This is a genomic window from Oceanobacillus manasiensis, assembly GCF_000724085.1.
In the GTDB taxonomy this organism is placed as follows: domain Bacteria; phylum Bacillota; class Bacilli; order Bacillales; family Amphibacillaceae; genus Oceanobacillus_B; species Oceanobacillus_B manasiensis.
This window is the reverse complement of the sequence record NZ_CCDL010000001.1, coordinates 515,693-534,722: the sequence shown is the minus strand read 5'-3', so window position 1 is coordinate 534,722 and position 19,030 is coordinate 515,693. Positions and strand designations below refer to the sequence as shown.

Below are 19,030 nucleotides of genomic sequence, written 5' to 3'. Positions count from 1 at the left end.
ATATCCTTCGACTATTGCTATTCACCTATTACCACTTCTTTTCCCCTTTCTAAGTCCACAAAATTAGTTGGTTTATCTTGCTTCCATATTTCTGACGGTATTACAGTTTTTGATGGGTCACCAAATTCCTCCCCGTCTATTTTCACTTCCATAGGGATAGCAAAAGAATCACCAACAATTAGTACGACACCTCTTCTTAGGAATGATAATCTATTTAATTGTCCATCGTTTATATATGGAATGCTCTTTCTCATTTGATCTAAATCTATATTATTCCGAATGCGATGTAAAATAAAATTATTACATTGCGATAACACTGTCTTAGAAAGTTCTCCTGGTCTTTGACTAGATAGAATCAAGAAAACACCAAATTTCCTACCTTCTTTTGCAACTGTTCGAAACATTTTAGAGTAATCTACAATGTTATCCTCATTTTTCTCAGATATATATTTATGGGCTTCATCAAATACAAAGTTATAACTTTTTGTTACATGTCCAGTTATCATTTTTCTTTCAAGTTGTGCATTAAAAATACTTCTTAATACATAACTTGTGAAAAATAGCAGAACGTCTTCATCAATAAAAGAGCAATCAAATACTGTAAATGCCTGTTTAGTTAACAACATACCTTCCAACTCTTCTTGCCGTGTCAAATCTTCAGAGAAAAGGTTATTAGAATATGTAGCATCGAGATTGTCCATCCGCGTAATTAAAGTTGAGCAAAAAGTTCTAATTTGATTATTGCCCTTAGCTTCTTCTAAAAGTAGTACTAAATCAACAGCTATTTTTAAATCTTTAATAGTTTTAGTCTTACATTTAGTGGATTCTAAACAACTAATTAAATATGAGTGAGCATCTTCATATTCATAACCAGTTTTATCCTTAACATAAGCTCTAATTTCACTTCTAAATGTATCATCAATATTTGGCGGATTAAAGCTTCCAAACTGGGCATTATAATGTTTTAGGTATTCATTAATTTTTTCCGAATCTATTCCCTCTAACAAGCCCTTAATTTTAGCTCTTTTTGGAACAGCATCGGTTGACTGGTTATTAAACAATTCTAATGCACAAAAAGCTTTTATCCAGGAAACATCATTATTATTTGAATTGAGATGATTAGCTAATTTTAATGCATTAAGTAAAACAGGCCTTTGTGTAGCGTGCGAAGGTTGTAGTAAATTCATCCAATCCTCTACTGTTAGTCTCTCTAGATTTATAGAGATATCATTAACTTTCTTTAATGTTGTCATCTTTGGTGGCAAATCTGTATATTCACCATGAACATCAAAAATAATAAAATTTGCTTTAGAAATATCAATCTCAGGATCCTTTTTGCATCGTGCTATCTCATTTAGTAATTTTCTAACTGTAGTAGATTTTCCGGAACCAGTATTCCCCAATATACTCATGTGGTTGGTCAAAATACTATCTACACTAATCTTAGGCATTAAATCTTGGGTGGTTAACTTGCCCAACATAATCGACATTTTGCTATCAGACAACAGTAACATGGTGTTTATATCATTAACATCAGTTAAAAACGCCTCTTCACCAATAATCGGAAAAGTAGACAAACCATACTCAAACCTATCATATAATATTTCTCCCACAGGGGCAGCCTCAAAAAAAGCCTTTTGGCTGAATTTTGACTGTTCTTCTACATTTAATGGCTTTTCTTGTTCATATAATCCGATAATTTGGTAAATGTACTTGTGCGAGCCGTTCTTATAAATTGTTACAAAGTCGTTTAACCCATTTAATGTATACAAATCCCCTAAATAATTATGCTGAATTAATGTGGTATCAGGAACTTCAATTACTACTTTATTAAAATAAACTTTAGTGATTATACCGAATGCATGGTTAGTCATCCATACCAACACCTTTCATAAATCTAATGATGTTATCAAAATGATGTCCATCACTAAAAGAAGTGTCTTCTGAAAAACAGCCACCTATAACATGAATATTTTTAATATTTTTATGTTTACTGTAAAAAGCCTCTATTTTCTCTTCGCCAAGATTAGCAAAAACTATTAAAGTAAAGTCCTCATTGCTTAGTGCTTGTGAGATAAGCTGGTTGATATGTTGATCCGGAAAACCATAACCTAAAACTATTAAAGTACTATTAGATTTTTGAAGGTTAATAGTAAATTCCCTAAACAATTCAGAGTAAGGAGTTTGTTGTGTTTCAATATGTTTGTTAATTGTTGGATATATTAGAGCGTTTTGAGTATCATGGTGAGAATTAGACGTTTGCATCACCTTTTGAGTATTAGAGTCATAAAACCAATCTATAGATCCGTGAACTTTATACAACTTAACAAACTTTCGTACGATACTCCATTTATCCTTGTATCTGTTCATATCGTCTACTAATCTATAATTAAATTCTGAAGGGTCAAATGCTCTATTTATAATCCCCCTAAAGCCATTAGTATACCTGATATTCGTTTTCTCTAATGCTACCTCATTGAATAGGTCATAATTGGTAGTAAATATATTCACTGGTGTATAGTCCTTATTATCTCTAACAGAAAATATCTCGTTATAAAATTGTATGTAAAGGTCCATAACACTATTTTCTGCTTTGTAGTCAATATTAATACTTTTAAGAAGTGCCTCTTTGGTCATTAAGAAATTATCCTGATAATCTTTAATGTTTTTATCTGATTCACCTGAATCAGATAAAAATTTTAGAGCTGTATTTAACCAATTTAAATAATCCTCAATATTATCATTCTCTTCTTCATAATATTTTCCTATAGCAGATTTTTTTAATTCTGGCTTAATTTTTTTAAAAGTATCTCCCATGGAGGGTATTGCAGAAAAAGAACATCCAGAACCCAAGAGGAAATTTAAGTTATTAGTTAATAACCTCTTTTTTATAAAAGAACTAATTTCTTTCTTTTGTTTATTAACAGACATCCCTTCTAAAATGTCTTGATTGCCCTGATAATGATATAAACCGTTTACTACATAAGACATTTTTCTTTCCTCCTTAATGCTTTTCAAGAATTATCAACCTAAATGTATTTGCTTTCATTTTGCATTCTTTCAAAGGATAAAAACATAAGGAAGTCTTCTTCCTTTAATAATTTTCCCTCACTTATGATACGGTTCCCCCCTAATAATCCGAAACGCCCGATAAACCTGCTCCAACAAAATCAACCTCATAACCTGATGAGGAAACGTCATCTTCGAGAATGACAATGCCAAATCACTTCGCTTCTGAACCTCATCACTAATCCCTAAAGATCCACCGATCACAAAAGCAATCTTACTTTTCCCATATGTCGCAAGCTCGTCCATTTTTGTTGCGAGCTGTTCGGAGCTTAGCATTTTACCATTGATTTCAAGCGTAATGACATAGGTATCCTGGCTAATATGGGAGAGGATGCGCTCGCCTTCTTTGCGTTTCACTTCTAACATTTCCGCTTCACTCATATTTTCTGGTGCCTTTTCATCCGCGACTTCCACAATATCTACCTTGGCATACGCACTCAGCCGCTTCATATACTCCTGAATGCCTTGCTTGAGGTATTTTTCTTTTAATTTTCCAACTGATACGAGGGTTATTTTCATTGTAGCTACATCCTTTGTCGTCTTTTGTTCCCTATAGTTTACCACAGTTATTCTGTAGCTATTGCCGCATCGCGTTCACGAGTAATCTTGCTAATATAGAAGCTAAAGGGACCAAGAAAATAAAAAGCAACACTAAAGCCCATAAATCGGATACAGGGGTCCATGGCATGTATAGTCCCCAGAAGTATGTAAACACTTTTAATAAAATCCAAAAAATCATAAAAAAAGCAATAACTGAAATAAGTTTATCTTTCATAACGCTCCCTCCCATTCTAAGGAAATGGACCTACTTCTAGTTTATAATACTTTCCATATTTTCCCCATAAAAAATTTCATGATTCTGAATTTGTTGTGGTTTTAAAAAAACATTGCTGTCCTTATACTCCAAACCTCATCGCAACTTGCATTACGTTTTCTTAACTTACTCATACGCAAAAAACTCCATTTAGCGAGAATTGTTGATCCTTCCCACTAAATAGAGTCTTTTTACAACTTATATAGATATTACCTGCTAGAGTAATGGCCTTTTCATTTGTAAGATGTGAACCATAATAAGCGCAACATCCCCGCCGGTCACTAAATCCCTCCGGCCCGTTTATTATTCTTTATCTGTCACGTCCTTTAGGTTCTTAAACAGTCTCTTAAGGATTTGTTTATCAACACTTTCTGGGTCGACAGTAGAAATTTTATTTAACACATATGCTAAAACGTCTTGAACAATAAAGCCATTTGCATTATCAACCACAATATTCGCCTGTGACATTAACCAGTTCACATCACATTCAACCATAGAGAAATATAAAAAACTATCTGTAATCAGAAAGGCGTCGTCACCTTTTTGAACCTCTGTTTCTAATTGCAAAGGTGTATAACTATTCTTAGCACGTAATCCAGTCGATTTATTGGCACGAGCTTTGCTTGGCTGACCTTTATTTTTTTCGCTTAAAATAGGGATTCACCTTCTTTCGATTAATTTAAATGCTGTATGGAATTGTTGTTAGAATGGAACTATTGGAAGTAAATTGTAGAGCGATTGCTGAAATAATGAGTATGATGACGGTTAGAGGGACAAGGAGAATTACAATCAGTAATAAACACCACGAGAAAGTCGGTATCAAAGTGACTTTTCCTTCGCTCCATTCCCAATAAGGAAACAGGCTCCTTCCAGTGTATATGACTTAGCAGGCTATTCATAGGTGAAATTACAAATCGTTTTGTTTTATGCTAGATAAAGAGCCCAGGCATCCTTTTATTGATACCTGGGCTCTTTTTTTCTATGCCTCATCCAACTGAGCAAGCATTTTAGAAAGGGTTTGTTTTAGCTGGATCACTTCTTCTTCATTTAGATTCGTTTGCTCAACAAATTTTAAAGGGATTTGTTCTGCTTGTTTCTCTGCTTTTCTCCCCTGTTCTGTTAAGACGACTTCCACGACTCGTTCATCCTCTTTTGAGCGTGATCGCTGCACGAGTCCATGCTCCTCCATTCGCTTTAACATAGGGGTTAGCGTACCTGAATCCAGTAGTAGACGCTTGCCTAGTGCTTTGACTGAGATTCGATCAGTTTCCCAGAGGACAAGTAACACCAGGTATTGCGGATAGGTGACGTTTAGTTCCTCTAGTAGTGGACGATACCGCTTTGTCATTTCGCGGGTTGTTGCATATAGTTGAAAACATATTTGATTATCTAATTTTAATATTTCATTTGTCATTGTGATCACTCCTGGAATCATTATAGCAAGATCGGAAGTAAAATTATAATAATTGACGTCTCGCTATTTAATTGTGTACAATCTAATTGTACACAATTAAAAAAAGAGGAGTGTTTAATTATGGGATTAGCATTATACACAGCGTCTTCAACTGCAGCGGGGGGCCGTCAAGGAACGGTTAAATCATCTGATGGCACATTGGATCTAGATTTATCTTTACCTAAAGGGTTGGGTGGAAATGAAAAAGAAGGCACCACAAACCCAGAACAGCTCTTCTCAGCTGGCTATGCCGCCTGCTTTGATAGCGCACTACAAATGGTAGCCGGTAAAGCAAAGAAAAAAATAACCTCAGAAGTAACAGCAGAAGTTAGCATTGAAAAACAACTGAAAGGTTTTGGCTTGAGTGTGAAGCTAAAGGCTGAAATGGAAGGCGTTACACAAGAGGAAGCAGAGGAACTAATGGAGAAAGCACATGAAGCTTGCCCATATTCTCGTGCCATTGAAGGAAATGTGAAAGTGAAGAAAACAGCCGTTGCGAAGTAAATAGTGTATGAAATTGGAGATCTCCTACCTACTGCAAAAGCCCCTTTATGGGGTTTTTGCGTTTATAATGAAGCTCAACTTGGCACCTCCCATTCCATTAAACTACATTATCCACATGTATTTCCCGCATGACCGCTAAATAATCCGCATACTCTTTAGAATTTTTATAGTCGTGATGGTCCGCTATTTTCTTCAGCGACCCGTATACGTATGGCTTTAGCCTGTAGTCAGGAACGTTTCGATTATTGTCCACGAACTCTCTTGCGTATTTTTCGATAATCTTGTGCCACTTTTCCTTTGCCCAACGTCCAGCAGCGAATTCTGCATAAAATTCATTGGCAATCTCAATAATTTGCTCCATTTTGTTGGTTGGCTTGTTAACAGTTGCTAATGAATGTTTTTTTGTACCTGTTTCTTTTGTCTTTTTTTCATTTGTAGTAGCACTTTTTGCACTGTCCGCTTTGAATTGTACATTTTGTAAATCAGAAAAAAAATCAGGTACAACAAAGGGCGAGTCCTTGATCACTTTAATATTAAACACCACTTTTCCTTCTTCTTCGAGCTCTTTTTTCTGTTCCTCAATAAATGTTTCAAAGTCAGTTTGTGAGAAAGGATGATCGGCTGCCTTATAATAATACTTATGGTGTCCATTCACATGACAAAAAAAGCCCATGATGTATCGATGCTCCAGCAAAACCTTCCAAGAGCTATCCACCTTACGCCGAGTGAACTTCCTATGCAGCTCTGATTTATGTATTTCCCAAGTGGGGGCATGACTCAGAATGTGTGTAAGTAATCCAATTGCTGCCAAATCTTTTAAATCTTCTTGCACTACTTTGTTATCAATTTTAACGTAGCCAGATTCGTTACGATTTTTAACAATATAATTCATATCTATACATCCTTTTTATTCGCAGACGAAAGGGCTCCTCTACCCCATGACGGTGAGACAGGCACCTTGCGTGCGGTATTTTATTTTTTATCAAGCTATAGGTGAAAATTTACTTTCAAATTTCATTTTCAGCCCAAACGTCCAGCGATTCTTTGGTGAAGATGATGCTATTATGAATAAGCAAATGTGGCAGTTTATTCAGCTTCACCAATACGTACACCATGTCCGTGTGTATGCTAAGATAGGCAGCAACTTCTCGTACACTTAATATCGTGCTCTGCATACTTCTCCCTCCTTCCATTAGATACTTGAAACCTCTTCACTTCTACAATCGAAAAAGATGCGCATAGGGGGGCATCTTTTTGAAAAAAAATTTAAGAAAGCATTAAAACTGATATTGACGTGCGATTTTGTCATGTTGAGACGCGGCCTTGCCGGGCTGGCACGCGACTTCGTGGGATTGACACGCGACTTTTGTTATACTAAAAAGAAGAGAAGAATCTCTGTTCTCCTATTACATAATTGAAGGTGATATATATGAAATTAGTAAAACCAAACATACCTGCAGAATTACCAAAAGGAAATTTTTATGACATTTTTAATGAGGAAGATCCACATTTAAGCAACATGGAAATTGAGGGGTCCTATTTCGATAACGAGGTACTGGACCGCGTTCATCTAAACGAAATGGTGATCAAGCACTCGACGTTTCACCATACGAGGTTCGAGAACATCGATATTACAGACGTAGTCTTTGAGAATTGCGATCTATCTAATGCTGATTTAAGCACAGCGAGCATCCATCGGGTTACATTCAAGAACTGTAAGCTATTAGGTGTGCAGTTTGTCGAGGGGCGCTTTGGGAATGTGACGTTTGAAAATTGCTTGCTATCCATGTGTAATTTCGGTGATTCTAAGATTGAAAAAACACAGTTTATCGAATCAAACCTGCAGAGTGCAGACTTTTTCAACTGTAAATTAAAACAAACCGTTTATTCCTATTGTGATTTGGATGGGGTTAGCTTTGACAGCACCAAGTTAAAAGGAATTGATATTAGTACATCTCACTTCGAATCCCTAGTGGTTAAGATGGAGGACTTGAAAGACTGTATCGTTTCCCAGCATCAGGCGATTTACTTTGCTTCCATGTTAGGGTTGGATATTCGGTAACAGGGGGTTAAAAAATGGACTTGAAAGCTCGTTTGAAACAGTTAGCGCAAGGCAGTATCGAACGGAAAGATGTAGCATTATTGCTGCCTGACATGATAGATCATATTGGGGCACCTGACCCTGAATTAAGGGACAATCTTATCTACCAAACATTTATTAGAATAATAGATGAAAACTTGCTGACGAAGGAGCAGTTTCGCCATATGTTAAATACTTGTTTAGACGAACACCATCTTTCCTTTAGATTAGGTGAGAGAGAAACAGATTCTGTTTTCACCAGGTCTTTTTCATCTTTAGTTATTGCTGGGCTTTTAACAAAGGACAGTGAGATTGGGCTTTTATCTGAGGAAGAGATACAGGAAACATTTGATAGATGCATCAGCTATCTAAAGTTCGAGCAGGACACTAGAGGATTTGTTGAGGAAAAGGGGTGGGCACACAGTATTGCCCACGGCGCTGATTTACTGGTCTCGCTCGTTAACCATCCAACGTGTAACAAGAAGAATTATACTGTTGTCCTCGATACCATACATAATTGCTTACTTAAAGAGGCTACCTACATTGATGATGAAGATGAGCGATTGGTTTTTGTTACCAAAGCACTCATCGAACAAGGTGTGAATGAAGGGGAATTGGAAAAGTGGGTGCTTGATGTTTTTAATGACTTGGAGAAGATCCACGAGAAGGAAGGCTTTTCCCTAAAGTACTTCCGAGTGAAGTTCAATATCTCTACCTTTATGAAAACATGCTATTTTCAATTAGGGTTTAAAGAATATCGTAATAGTATTCGAGCAATTATCCAGGATAACTTAAAGGAGCTTCATCTTAAGCTGTATGGCGCTTAAGGTGATAGCTCTTTTTTTACTTTCAATATCTTAACCTAAACTCAGAAAGGATTCTCCCCTTTGACAAAAGGGACAAACACCACATAATTGGCTGCAATAAAGGTAAGCCAAAATAAGACCGACTTAAGCCGGTGTTTACAAATAAAACTATTTTTAAATAGGAATATAGCAATCAACGTGTATAAGGCAAATAGAATATAAGACACGCCAAACCAATTCACCCATACATTCCCCATAAACTTAATTCCAAAGTGTTCATATATGGGTTCTAAAATATACACTGTGAAAAACAAACCGACTATCAGGATGGCAAGGATCTCCATTAATCTTGCTACAGCTTTTGACCATTCATTCAAAAAAATCCCTCTCTCTTCCTTTACTACATTTTATTCACACTTTTATAAAGTATTTCCTTGTATTTGCTGCTGTCATTCGGCCATCACCGACCCTTGATTCGACAATTTCCTACAAAACCGTTGCATCTCAAATAAGAATATAGTACTATGTATGTAAAGCGTATACATGACGGATTGTAACTGTTTAATCAGGCAAAACCGAGTCCTTTTTTAAAATTAGGGGTGGTTTTGCTTTTTTGTTATCGGAGGTGAAGAAGTGGAAATCGTAAAGATATTAAACAACAATGTGGTCGTATCGATAAAGGAAGAACAAGAAGTTATCGTGATGGGCCGTGGAATTGCATTTAACAAGCGTTCTGGTGATGAAATCAATTCGGAACAAGTCGATAAAATTTTCACTTTGGAAGACGATATTACAAAGAAGTTCAAAACACTCATCTCTGATATTCCAGTGGAATACATGGAACTCTCTGAGAGAATCATTCAATATGCTAAAATGAAACTTGGCAAAAAATTGAATGATAGTATTTATATATCGTTAACAGATCATATTCATTTCGCAATTGAGCGACATAATGACAATATGCCGATTACAAATGGGCTGCTTTGGGAAACGAAGCATCTATATAAAGAGGAGTTTGAGATAGGGCTAGAAGCATTGAACATGATCTGTGATCAATTTAATGTAATTTTACCCGAAGACGAAGCTGCTTTTATTGCCCTGCATATTGTGAATGCTCAATTGAATGAAGATATGACAAATATTATGGATATGACGGAAGTAATCCAAGATATTTTAACCATTGTGAAGTATCACTTGAAGATGGAGTTTGATGAAAGCTCATTGAACTATTATCGTTTCGTTACACATTTGAAGTTTTTCGCGCACAGGCTCGTGAAAGGCACCCATTATAAGAAAAACGATGAGGATGACCTTTTAGGCGTAATAAAAAGTAAGTATCCTGACGCGTATAAGTGTACAGAAAAGATTAAAAAGTTTATCGAGAACAAATATAGTTATGAATTAACAGAGGAAGAAATGCTTTACCTCACAATTCATATCCAGCGAGTAGTTAAAAATTAAATAACATCCATTTAGGATTGTGACTTGCGAGGCAAAACCTAAATTGACTTTTTCCGATAGAAAGAGTCAATTTAGGTTTTTTATTTGCTCAAAAACGTATCAGTATGAAAAAGCTAGCTGAACAGGATACTAACTTTAACGAGTTAGGGACTATTCACGCAGTATAAGGAGGAAAAACAATGGCTTACGAGAAGTTAGCAAAACAAATCGTCGACAATGTTGGCGGTGAAGAGAATATTGCCAGTCTTGTTCACTGTGCAACACGATTGAGATTCACATTAGACGATCATGGTAAAGCAAACAAAGAAACATTAGAAAATATGGATGGCATCTTAAATGTTGTCGAAAGCGGAGGCCAATTCCAGGTTATCATTGGTTCTCACGTATCAGAGGTTTATAAAGAGATTAGCAATGTCGCAAATGTAGGCGATGGTGGTAACAAGGAGACTTTCAATAAACAAAAAGGTTCCATTATGAACCAAATATTCGATGTTATATCACGGACCTTTTCTCCTATAATCCCTGCATTAGCAGGGGCTGGGATGCTTAAAGCATTATTAGCACTTCTAACTATGATAGGATGGCTCTCAGAAGAAAGTGGCACTTATTTAGTCTTATCGGCCGCTGCCAATGCAATCTTTTACTTCCTACCTATTTTCATAGGAATAACCTTATCAAGCAGGCTTGGTGCTAACCCATATGTTGGTGGTACGATTGGTGCCGCATTGCTTGAGCCAAATTTGACGGGATTAATCGAAACGGGTTCCTCATTTTTAGGAATTCCAGCAATTGTAGTGGATTATTCATCAACTGTTTTCCCGGTATTTATCGCAGTGTGCATATTTGCATTATTTGAAAAAGCCATTAAGAAAGTTATCCATAAAGATTTACAGCTATTCTTGGTTCCGATGTTATCTTTAATTGTCATCGTGCCGTTAACTGTCCTTATTTTCGGGCCATTTGGTACGTATGTAGGAGAGGGCATTGCTACTGTGATCGAATTCTTAGCAGATAAAAGTGGATTACTAACAGGTGCAGTAATGGGTGCGGCTTGGACGTTCTTAACCCTACTCGGTTTGCATTGGGGTCTTGTACCAATCATTCTGCAAAATATTAGTGCTGGAGGAGATCCACTTTTACCTATGATCTCCGCTGCTGTTTTTGCACAGGTTGGGGTAGCTACAGGTATCTTCTTTAGATCAAGAGATAAGAAAGTGAAGACATTAGCAGGTTCGACTATGCTTCCAGGTCTATTCGCTGGTGTAACAGAGCCTATACTATATGGAATTATTTTAAGGTATAGAAAAACACTCGTCATCCTTGTTATCGCAGGTGTGATTGGTGGTGCCATAAATGGTGTCCTTGGTTCACAAGCAATGTCCTTTGCATTCCCAAGCTTACTTGCCATTCCAGCTAACACACCTATTATCTTATATTGCATCGGTATCCTTGTATCTTTTGTAGTAGCCGTTGTACTCATCATGATCTTTGGCTATGAAACAAAAGCAGCTGACAAAGAAAAAACGGTAGATAAAGAGGAAGAAACTGTTCAAGAGGATGCGGAACCGCTTGTAAGAAAGGAAACTGTGGGAAGCCCACTTACAGGTGACGTGAAACCGCTAAGTGAAGTTAGTGATGCAGCCTTTGCATCAGAAGCGATGGGTAAAGGGATTGCAATTGAGCCTACTATTGGAGAGGCAGTTTCTCCTGTTGATGGTAAAGTAACAGTTGTGTTCCCTACAGGCCATGCAATCGGCATTACGTCAGATAGTGGCGCAGAGATCCTTATCCATATTGGAATTAACACCGTACAACTAGATGGGAAGCATTATACACCACTAGTTGAAGTTGGAGATGTCGTGAAACGTGGCGACAAGCTAGTGAACTTTGATATTAAAGAAATTAAAGAGGCAGGGTACGAGCTTACTACCCCTGTTATCATCACAAACACAGACCGTTATCTTGAAATAGCAGCAACTGAAAAACAAAGCATTGAAGCAAAAGAAGATCTATTGACATTGGTAATTTAAACAAAAGCGTAGAGTGGGGGGATTCCCCCCTTAAAGCTAAATAGTAAAGGAGTGCAACGTAATGAGTACAACAAACAGTAAATTTCCAAAAGACTTCCTATGGGGAGGCGCCACAGCAGCAAACCAAATGGAAGGTGGTTTCCATGAAGGCAATAAGGGATTGAATATTGCAGATGTCCTACCTGGTGGAAAACAACGACTAAGAATCCTAAAAGAGCCTGGCTTCAACTTCGAAATTGATCATGATAAATATAGCTATCCGAACCATGAAGGTATTGATTTCTACCATCGTTACAAAGAAGATATTGCCTTATTTGCTGAAATGGGCTTTAAGGTTTATCGTATGTCGATCGCCTGGACACGTATTTTCCCAAATGGCAATGAAACCGAACCAAATGAAGAAGGACTTGCTTTCTATGATCGTGTATTTGATGAGTTGCACAAGCATGGGATTGAGCCTGTTGTAACCATTTCACACTATGAAATGCCATTAACTCTCGTAAAAGAATATGGTGGCTGGAGAAGTCGTGAAGTAATCGGGTTCTTTGAACGTTATGTAAATGCTATTCTGAATCGCTATAAAGATAAAGTAAAATACTGGATGACATTTAACGAAATTAACAGTGCGCTCCATTTCCCAATTATGAGCATGGGCTTCTCAATTGAAAGCCATGAAGACAAGTATCAATCGATTTTCCAAGCATTTCATCACCAATTTGTAGCAAGTAGTATTGCGGTAAAAGCATGTCACGAAATCATTCCTGACGCGCAAATTGGCTGTATGCTGTTAGCTGCACCAATTTATCCTTATGATAGCAATCCAGAAAACGTTATGTTTGCTTTAGAAGAGGAACGTATTTTTAATTACTATTGTGGGGATGTTCAAGTACGAGGAGAATATCCTGCTTATGCTAATACATTCTTTAAAAAACACAATGTTACCCTTGATATCCGAGAAGGCGACTTAGAGCTAATTAAAGAGAATACGGTTGATTATATTGGCCTTAGCTACTACATGTCCTCTACACAGAAGAAAAATAAATTAGAAGAAGAGATGATCCAGGGTAATTTACTTGAAGGGGTTAAAAATCCATATCTACAAGCGAGTGATTGGGGATGGGAAATCGACCCAGTTGGATTACGTATTGTGTTGAACAATTTATATGACCGTTATCAAGTACCACTTTTCATTGTGGAAAATGGCTTAGGAGCTTATGACAAGTTAGAAGAAGATGGTTCCATTCAAGATGATTATCGTATTGAATACTTACGTAGCCATCTTGCAGCTACAGCAGATGCCATTGAAGATGGTGTGGAAATAATGGGCTTCACGAGTTGGGGATGTATTGACCTCGTAAGTGCATCGACTGGAGAATTCTCCAAGCGTTATGGTTTCATCTATGTCGATAAACAAGATGATGGAAGTGGAACATTAGAGCGTAAAAAGAAAAAATCCTTCTACTGGTATAAAGACGTTATTGCCAGTAATGGAGAAAATTTATAGGATTGACATTTTAAAGACCGTTGGGATAAGCTCAACGGTCTTTGTTTATATAATTAAGGGATTAAGCGATACTGATTTTATCATGCCAGCTGCTTATCCATTTGCTGTTTACCAAGCCGCTTCATATGGTGACGGAAGCAGGCCATGATAAACAGATGTGCATTGGCCTGGGTGTATTTATAGATGAACCATGGTAGGGATGGCAGGTAATCATGAATGGCGATGATTGCCTCGTTCGCCCCCGGGATTTTTCTAAATTCCATCCGTCCTCGTTCATTGTGCTGAGAATCCGAGAAAAAGCCACCCGTAATATAATAAAGTGCACGGTCTTCTGTGCTGCGTTCAGGCGCATACGATAGCTCAAGCATTGGCTTTTTATTACCAATCCAGCCAATCTGACAGTTAAGATCCTCATCAACGGTTGTCCGCACCCATGGATTAAGGAACCTTTCCAGCCATTGCACGTAATACCTTGCTACTTCATCCGCACGATATCCTTCCGGTAGTGGAATGCGTTGTACGGAGCGCACGTCGCGCTTCAGCGGCCCGATTTCCGGCTTCGGCAATAGCTTACTATTCGTGCCTTCTTCGTTCTCCAATGAATACGCAGCCGCTTCTCTAAAGGTAATTGTCCCATGGCTGATTCCCTCTTCATCCTTTTGTGCAGTTAACGGATGCTTCAAGCTAGCCAGCAGTGGGTAAACCGTTTCTTTTGGTGTTTGCGTAATTAGGCGTAACCATAGTCGGGATAGGTACAAGGAGAAAAAAGGAACATTATACATGACACGCTTTTCACCCATGACTTCAGCTGTTTGTTCCATCATCTGGCGGTAGGTCATGACTTCTGGTCCACCGAGATCATAAGAGTCGTTCACTGCCTTTTCGTCGGTCACCGTCGCATCCAGAGAATTGAGTACATCTGGAAGGGCGATGGGCTGTGTCTTTGTCCGTGTCCATTTCGGTAGAATCATAATAGGTAGACGCTTAACCAGCTTGGCTAAAATCGGGAAAGATGAACCCTTTGGCCCAACAATCAGACCTGCACGCAATGCAGTCACCGGCGTACCATATGCCCGAAGAATGCGCTCCACTTCCAATCTACTTTTCAGATGGGCGGATAGTTTTTCTACCCCTTCTGGCACAATGCCGCCAAGGTAGATAATTTTCTTAACACCTTGCTTCTTTGCTGCCTGAGCAAAGTTATCAGCAAGGATCACATCCATATCTGCAAAATGGCCTTGGGTAAGCTTGGCTGAAGGCATCATCGAGTGCACAAGATATACCGCAATGTCCGCTCCCTGTAGCCCTTTTTCGGCATCCTTTAGGGAAAACAGGTCACAGGAACGCCATGTGATATCTTCTGTGTTCTCCCGTTTATCTCCATTCCGCGAAAGTCCAATGAAGGTTGCACGTCCTTGCAGCTTTTTAAGCAGGTTCTGGCCAATATAGCCGCTCGCCCCGGCTACTGCAACGACAGGTTTTGTTTCTGTCATGTGTTCACATCCTTTTAGTCACTTGTAGTAGGTTGTACCCTTTGTGGGGCCTCTGTAACCACTGGTTATGTAAGGGGCTGCATTATCGGGAAAGGCAAGCGGGTTTACTTGGTCCTCTTTTTCTTCTTCATCTTTTTAAATAAAGAATCCATGCCGAGGAAAATTCTAATAATGACCACAAAAAACAATGCCAGCCCTATATTTCTCGCCCAATCAAGCTCACCATTCTGTAGATAATCAAAGAATGAAAGGACTATGAAAAGTATTATGCTAAAAAGGATGGATTGTAAAATCTCTTTCTTCATGTCGTTCGCCTCCTAACGACATGATAAAGAGTAAGTGCTGCGTTTGCAATGTTGGTTGGTAGTGTTTGATGCCTATTTAAAATAATTGAATATAATACTACCGATAATGACTACTAAAGTAAGGATAATCATAAACCCTGGTTTACCTACGAAAGCTCTATCGAATGTATCTTGATGATCTTCTCTTTCACGGTCATATTTATTTCGACTCATAAAGGCCCTCCTTAAATATCAGTAGTTTTTGTATAGCTAAATCCAGGTACTCGAATAAACTTTGATCGTTTTCTAACTGTAATTCATTAAGACCACGCCCAATAGTTGCAGGTTGCACGTAAAATTCCATTAATCATGTTGTTAGGATAGAATTTATAAACTCTGTTTTAGACTTCGTGTATTTCTCTCTATCGTTTTTGAATTTTTCGGCCGATTCCCTTTTAAGTTTTGCGTATTCATTTACAAGATCTTGGTTAGATCGTAATCGATCCCTAAACAATAGCTGTTTATCCCACCTATCATCACCTTTTAGCAATAAATGTAGATGCGCTTCCCGTTTATCATTATTTACTTTTACGAATAACCGTTGCCAAGGTCGCTGGTCTAAATCTGGATGTACATAGTGCCAGCTATGATTACTTAATATAGATAGTACTTCATCCTCTACGATTTTAAAGGAATCAACCTTCGCCATTAGATCGATAATTGGCTTAGATGGTAAGTTGGGGACAGAGGTACTTCCATAGTGTTCTACTTGATTTATTCCTATAGGGTTTAAAAGATTGAGAAGTAACTGTTTTTCTCGTTCTCCTTTTTTAACCATTCCTGTTTAGGCTCTTCAATTTTAACTTCTTCAATAGCCCATACCGGCCATGTCGTTTCATCGTGAACATTGCTCATATAGTACCCCTTTTCTATAAGAATTTCCTACACTCTATGTATTTGTATAGTAGCATTGTTTCAGACTATTCAACAAACTGAACTGTCCAATTCCGAATCTTTATGTAAATTTTTTAAAAATTTGCTTCCTTTTCTTAGATTTATCATGTACCATATATCTAAATGATATATAACATAAAGATAGGATGGACTTCATGAAAAAATACAATAATACGACCTACGCGATTCTCGGGATTCTAACAACAGGTTGCACATCAGGATATGAAATCAAGCAGCTTATGGATAAAAGCCTCAATCACTTCTGGAAAATTAGCTATGGCCAAATTTATCCCACTTTAAAACAGCTTGCCGAGGATGAATTGGTTACAGTTACGACTACCTCTCAAGATGGAAAGCCGGACCGAAAAGAGTATGAGCTCACCAGTAAAGGAATAGATGCTTTGGAAAAATGGCTCACACAACCGATTGAGCAGGTTCCAGTGGAACGAAATGAAGTGTTGCTAAAGCTGTTTTTCGGTAGACATCAGCCCACAGAAAAAACCCTCGCACAGCTGGAGGACTATAAACTCAAGCTGGAGGGGCGTTTCCAGACATACACTACAATTGAGCAAGCAATTCGGACGAATCATGCGAACGATCCAGATGCCCGCTACTGGTTATTCACACTCGATTATGGAAAGCGAACTACCGCAGCTGCCATCGATTGGTGTGATGCTACGTTGAATGACCCCCACTTAACGAACGTTTGAAGTGGGGGATTCCTAAGAACACCTTCGTAACCGAAAGTTATGTTATTAGGCTATCCCTGCGTCCCCGCAGTTAGAAGTCGTAACGCTTCGTTTTTAAGATTCAAGCTTGCGTTCTGGTCCCGGTCATGTTGTGCGCCGCAATAAGGACAAACCCATTGGCGCAATCCGAGATCTTTAACGGCTTTATTTTGATAGCCACAATCTGGTGTGGAGCAAAGCTGACTAGACGGAAAATTCCTGGCAACGGTTATCACGTGCTTTCCATACCAAGCCGCTTTGTATTCTAGCATCTGTCGAAATTGTGACCAGCTCACTCCACTAATGGCTTTTGCTAACTTGTGATTTTTCAGCATGTTGGACACCTGCAAGTCTTCGATACCTATAATGTCGTGGTTTTTGACAATAGCAGTAGAAATTTTATGCAAGTAATCATGCCGTGCATTGCTGATACGTTCATGGAGAAGCGCCACTTTTCGTTTTTGTTTTTGATAGTTCTTGGCGTCCTGTAAGGCTCGTTTTTGCTTTATCGCCAGTTCTTTACGCCGTGAAAGAATACGCTGTTCTTTTGCCAACCGGGACGCTAATGTACGAAAATGTTTCGGATTCTTATATACTGTTCCATCCGAAAGAACGGCAAAATCTTTGAGTCCGACGTCAATTCCAACAGTAGAACCTGTTTTGGTTAACGGTTGTACCTCCGTTTCAGCTAAAACCGAAACAAAATATTTCCCACTCGGATTGCGTCTTATCGTAGCACTCATGATGCGTCCCTCAACTTCCCGGCTCTTGGCGAATCTGACAAGACCTAATTTGGGCAATTTGAGTTTGTTCCCAACCACCGCAATATTATGATTCGTATACTTCGTCGTATAAGATTGAACCGGGTTTTTCTTTGACTTAAAACGTGGCGCTTTATTCTGTTTTTTAAAAAATCGATTGTACGAATCAGCCAAATGTTTAAGCGCTGACTGCACGGCTATGCTATCCACTTCTTGGAGCCACACCAGTTGCTTTTTGAGTTGTGTAAGGCGGGCGGAACAAGCCTTGTATGTCAAGCCTTTTCCCGTCTTAGAGTAAGCTTCATTCCATTGATGCAGAAAATAATTGAACACAAAACGAGAGCAACCAATCGTCTTCGCAATGAAGACTTTTTGTGATGCATTTGGATAGATACGGAACTTATAAGCTTTGTGAATAGACATAGTTTTCACAACTTTCTCACAGGAATATTACATCTATTATATCAGAAAACAACCATACGCACACCCGTTCGCATTATAATTAATACAGGAAAGTTAGACAATTCATCTCCACCCTAGCTAGGCTTGAGGATGGAGTCTTCTTGTCCAAAACCGATAAATGTTATTTAAAAGGAGGAAATAAGATGGGGAAAGCGATTTTCAGTGGAAGATTCACGACAGAAAATGAGGAAGACCTTGTTGTATTTATCATTGGCATGCGGATTAATAAGCGAAGGGCTGTCCATAAGTGGCTCCCTGTTATGAAATCTATGCCACCTATGATAAGAGAGCTTTATACGAACCAAGAGGAGCTGGGATTCTTGTCTATGGAAAGTTTCTTTGGGCTTCGTACAACTGTCATGATTCAATACTGGCGTTCAACCGAGGACCTGCTTGCTTATGCAAAAGGGAGCAACCATTTAAAGGCTTGGAAAAACTTCAACAAAAAAGTTGGGGACAATTCCGCAGTCGGCATCTACCATGAAACCTATGTGGTGAAGCAAGGGAACTATGAATCTGTTTATGGAAACATGCCACAGTACGGGTTGGCAAAAGCCATGCCCCATCTTCCAATTAACCCTAAACGAAGATCTGCTCAGAAACGTCTTACTCCACAAGTTAAATAAA

Annotated in this window: 21 protein-coding genes and 1 pseudogene; 8 read left to right on the top strand and 14 right to left on the bottom strand. The window is 38.3% G+C overall.

Annotated elements, in window-relative coordinates; translation table 11 throughout:
• Positions 1 to 17: 17 nt before the first annotated feature.
• The 6 genes from BN985_RS02875 to BN985_RS02850 all read right to left on the bottom strand — a co-directional run bounded on the left by BN985_RS02875 (position 18) and on the right by BN985_RS02850 (position 5,297).
• The gene (locus BN985_RS02875; RefSeq protein ID WP_042220982.1) at positions 18 to 1,874 is read right to left on the bottom strand and encodes an ATP-binding protein; all 1,857 of its coding nucleotides are present in this window, start codon (positions 1,872 to 1,874) and stop codon (positions 18 to 20) included.
• Positions 1,867 to 2,991, bottom strand: coding sequence for an SIR2 family protein (locus tag BN985_RS02870; RefSeq protein WP_052360590.1), 1,125 nt, complete (start codon positions 2,989 to 2,991; stop codon positions 1,867 to 1,869). Before BN985_RS02870 ends, BN985_RS02875 begins: the two co-directional genes overlap by 8 nt.
• 117 nt (positions 2,992 to 3,108) lie before the next feature.
• Positions 3,109 to 3,588, bottom strand: a complete 480-nt coding sequence (rlmH, locus tag BN985_RS02865) for a 23S rRNA (pseudouridine(1915)-N(3))-methyltransferase RlmH (protein ID WP_042220980.1) — start codon at positions 3,586 to 3,588, stop codon at positions 3,109 to 3,111.
• A gap of 58 nt (positions 3,589 to 3,646) precedes the next feature.
• The gene (locus BN985_RS02860; RefSeq protein ID WP_042220979.1) at positions 3,647 to 3,844 is read right to left on the bottom strand and encodes a hypothetical protein; all 198 of its coding nucleotides are present in this window, start codon (positions 3,842 to 3,844) and stop codon (positions 3,647 to 3,649) included.
• Between the two features lie 342 nt (positions 3,845 to 4,186).
• Positions 4,187 to 4,450 carry a hypothetical protein gene (locus BN985_RS02855; RefSeq protein ID WP_042220978.1) on the bottom strand — a complete coding sequence of 88 codons (264 nt, stop codon included), beginning with the start codon at positions 4,448 to 4,450 and terminating at the stop codon, positions 4,187 to 4,189.
• 412 nt (positions 4,451 to 4,862) lie between these two features.
• Positions 4,863 to 5,297: a MarR family winged helix-turn-helix transcriptional regulator gene (locus tag BN985_RS02850; protein ID WP_052360589.1), complete on the bottom strand. Its 435-nt coding sequence runs from the start codon at positions 5,295 to 5,297 to the stop codon at positions 4,863 to 4,865.
• Between the two features lie 120 nt (positions 5,298 to 5,417).
• Here BN985_RS02850 and BN985_RS02845 point away from each other — a divergent pair, with 120 nt between their 5' ends.
• Positions 5,418 to 5,840 (top strand): organic hydroperoxide resistance protein, encoded by a 423-nt coding sequence (locus BN985_RS02845; RefSeq protein WP_042220976.1) that lies wholly within the window; start codon positions 5,418 to 5,420, stop codon positions 5,838 to 5,840.
• A 97-nt stretch (positions 5,841 to 5,937) separates the two neighbouring features.
• Here the strand turns inward: BN985_RS02845 and BN985_RS02840 are convergent, their stop codons facing one another.
• Complete coding sequence (locus tag BN985_RS02840; protein ID WP_042220974.1) at positions 5,938 to 6,732, bottom strand: hypothetical protein; 795 nt, start codon at positions 6,730 to 6,732, stop codon at positions 5,938 to 5,940.
• A gap of 115 nt (positions 6,733 to 6,847) precedes the next feature.
• Positions 6,848 to 7,015, bottom strand: coding sequence for a helix-turn-helix domain-containing protein (locus BN985_RS02835; protein WP_198029962.1), 168 nt, complete (start codon positions 7,013 to 7,015; stop codon positions 6,848 to 6,850).
• Between the two features lie 254 nt (positions 7,016 to 7,269).
• Between BN985_RS02835 and BN985_RS02830 the strand changes: the two genes are divergently transcribed.
• Both BN985_RS02830 and BN985_RS02825 read left to right on the top strand, forming a co-directional pair.
• A complete protein-coding gene (locus tag BN985_RS02830; protein WP_042220971.1) occupies positions 7,270 to 7,902 on the top strand; it encodes a pentapeptide repeat-containing protein in 633 nt (210 codons plus the stop codon).
• Between the two features lie 14 nt (positions 7,903 to 7,916).
• A complete protein-coding gene (locus BN985_RS02825; protein ID WP_052360588.1) occupies positions 7,917 to 8,747 on the top strand; it encodes a DUF2785 domain-containing protein in 831 nt (276 codons plus the stop codon).
• 41 nt (positions 8,748 to 8,788) lie between these two features.
• Here the strand turns inward: BN985_RS02825 and BN985_RS02820 are convergent, their stop codons facing one another.
• A complete protein-coding gene (locus BN985_RS02820; RefSeq protein ID WP_042220969.1) occupies positions 8,789 to 9,103 on the bottom strand; it encodes a hypothetical protein in 315 nt (104 codons plus the stop codon).
• Positions 9,104 to 9,359: 256 nt separating this feature from the next.
• On the opposite strand from BN985_RS02820, the gene licT reads away from it, so the two are divergent.
• From licT to BN985_RS02805, 3 genes are all read left to right on the top strand, one after another.
• Positions 9,360 to 10,187, top strand: coding sequence for a BglG family transcription antiterminator LicT (gene licT / locus BN985_RS02815; protein WP_042220968.1), 828 nt, complete (start codon positions 9,360 to 9,362; stop codon positions 10,185 to 10,187).
• 179 nt (positions 10,188 to 10,366) lie between these two features.
• Entirely contained in the window at positions 10,367 to 12,217 is a 1,851-nt protein-coding gene (locus tag BN985_RS02810) for a beta-glucoside-specific PTS transporter subunit IIABC (protein WP_042220967.1), read from the top strand.
• A 61-nt stretch (positions 12,218 to 12,278) separates the two neighbouring features.
• Positions 12,279 to 13,721, top strand: coding sequence for a glycoside hydrolase family 1 protein (locus BN985_RS02805; RefSeq protein WP_042220966.1), 1,443 nt, complete (start codon positions 12,279 to 12,281; stop codon positions 13,719 to 13,721).
• 80 nt (positions 13,722 to 13,801) lie between these two features.
• Here the strand turns inward: BN985_RS02805 and BN985_RS02800 are convergent, their stop codons facing one another.
• From BN985_RS02800 to BN985_RS02790, 4 genes and pseudogenes are all read right to left on the bottom strand, one after another.
• A complete protein-coding gene (locus BN985_RS02800) occupies positions 13,802 to 15,214 on the bottom strand; it encodes an NAD(P)H-binding protein (protein ID WP_042220965.1) in 1,413 nt (470 codons plus the stop codon).
• 104 nt (positions 15,215 to 15,318) lie between these two features.
• Complete coding sequence (locus tag BN985_RS02795; protein ID WP_042220964.1) at positions 15,319 to 15,519, bottom strand: hypothetical protein; 201 nt, start codon at positions 15,517 to 15,519, stop codon at positions 15,319 to 15,321.
• Positions 15,520 to 15,591: 72 nt separating this feature from the next.
• Positions 15,592 to 15,732 carry a hypothetical protein gene (locus BN985_RS18910; protein WP_156960061.1) on the bottom strand — a complete coding sequence of 47 codons (141 nt, stop codon included), beginning with the start codon at positions 15,730 to 15,732 and terminating at the stop codon, positions 15,592 to 15,594.
• Between the two features lie 133 nt (positions 15,733 to 15,865).
• A pseudogene (locus BN985_RS02790) lies at positions 15,866 to 16,413 on the bottom strand (GrpB family protein).
• Between the two features lie 194 nt (positions 16,414 to 16,607).
• Between BN985_RS02790 and BN985_RS02785 the strand changes: the two are divergent.
• On the top strand, positions 16,608 to 17,162 hold the full coding sequence (locus BN985_RS02785) for a PadR family transcriptional regulator (RefSeq protein ID WP_042220962.1): 555 nt from the start codon (positions 16,608 to 16,610) through the stop codon (positions 17,160 to 17,162).
• A 50-nt stretch (positions 17,163 to 17,212) separates the two neighbouring features.
• Here the strand turns inward: BN985_RS02785 and tnpB are convergent, their stop codons facing one another.
• Positions 17,213 to 18,364, bottom strand: coding sequence for an IS200/IS605 family element RNA-guided endonuclease TnpB (gene tnpB, locus BN985_RS02780; protein ID WP_042220961.1), 1,152 nt, complete (start codon positions 18,362 to 18,364; stop codon positions 17,213 to 17,215).
• A gap of 182 nt (positions 18,365 to 18,546) precedes the next feature.
• Here tnpB and BN985_RS02775 point away from each other — a divergent pair, with 182 nt between their 5' ends.
• Positions 18,547 to 19,029: a DUF4188 domain-containing protein gene (locus BN985_RS02775; protein WP_042220959.1), complete on the top strand. Its 483-nt coding sequence runs from the start codon at positions 18,547 to 18,549 to the stop codon at positions 19,027 to 19,029.
• The last annotated feature ends 1 nt before the right edge of the window (position 19,030 follow it).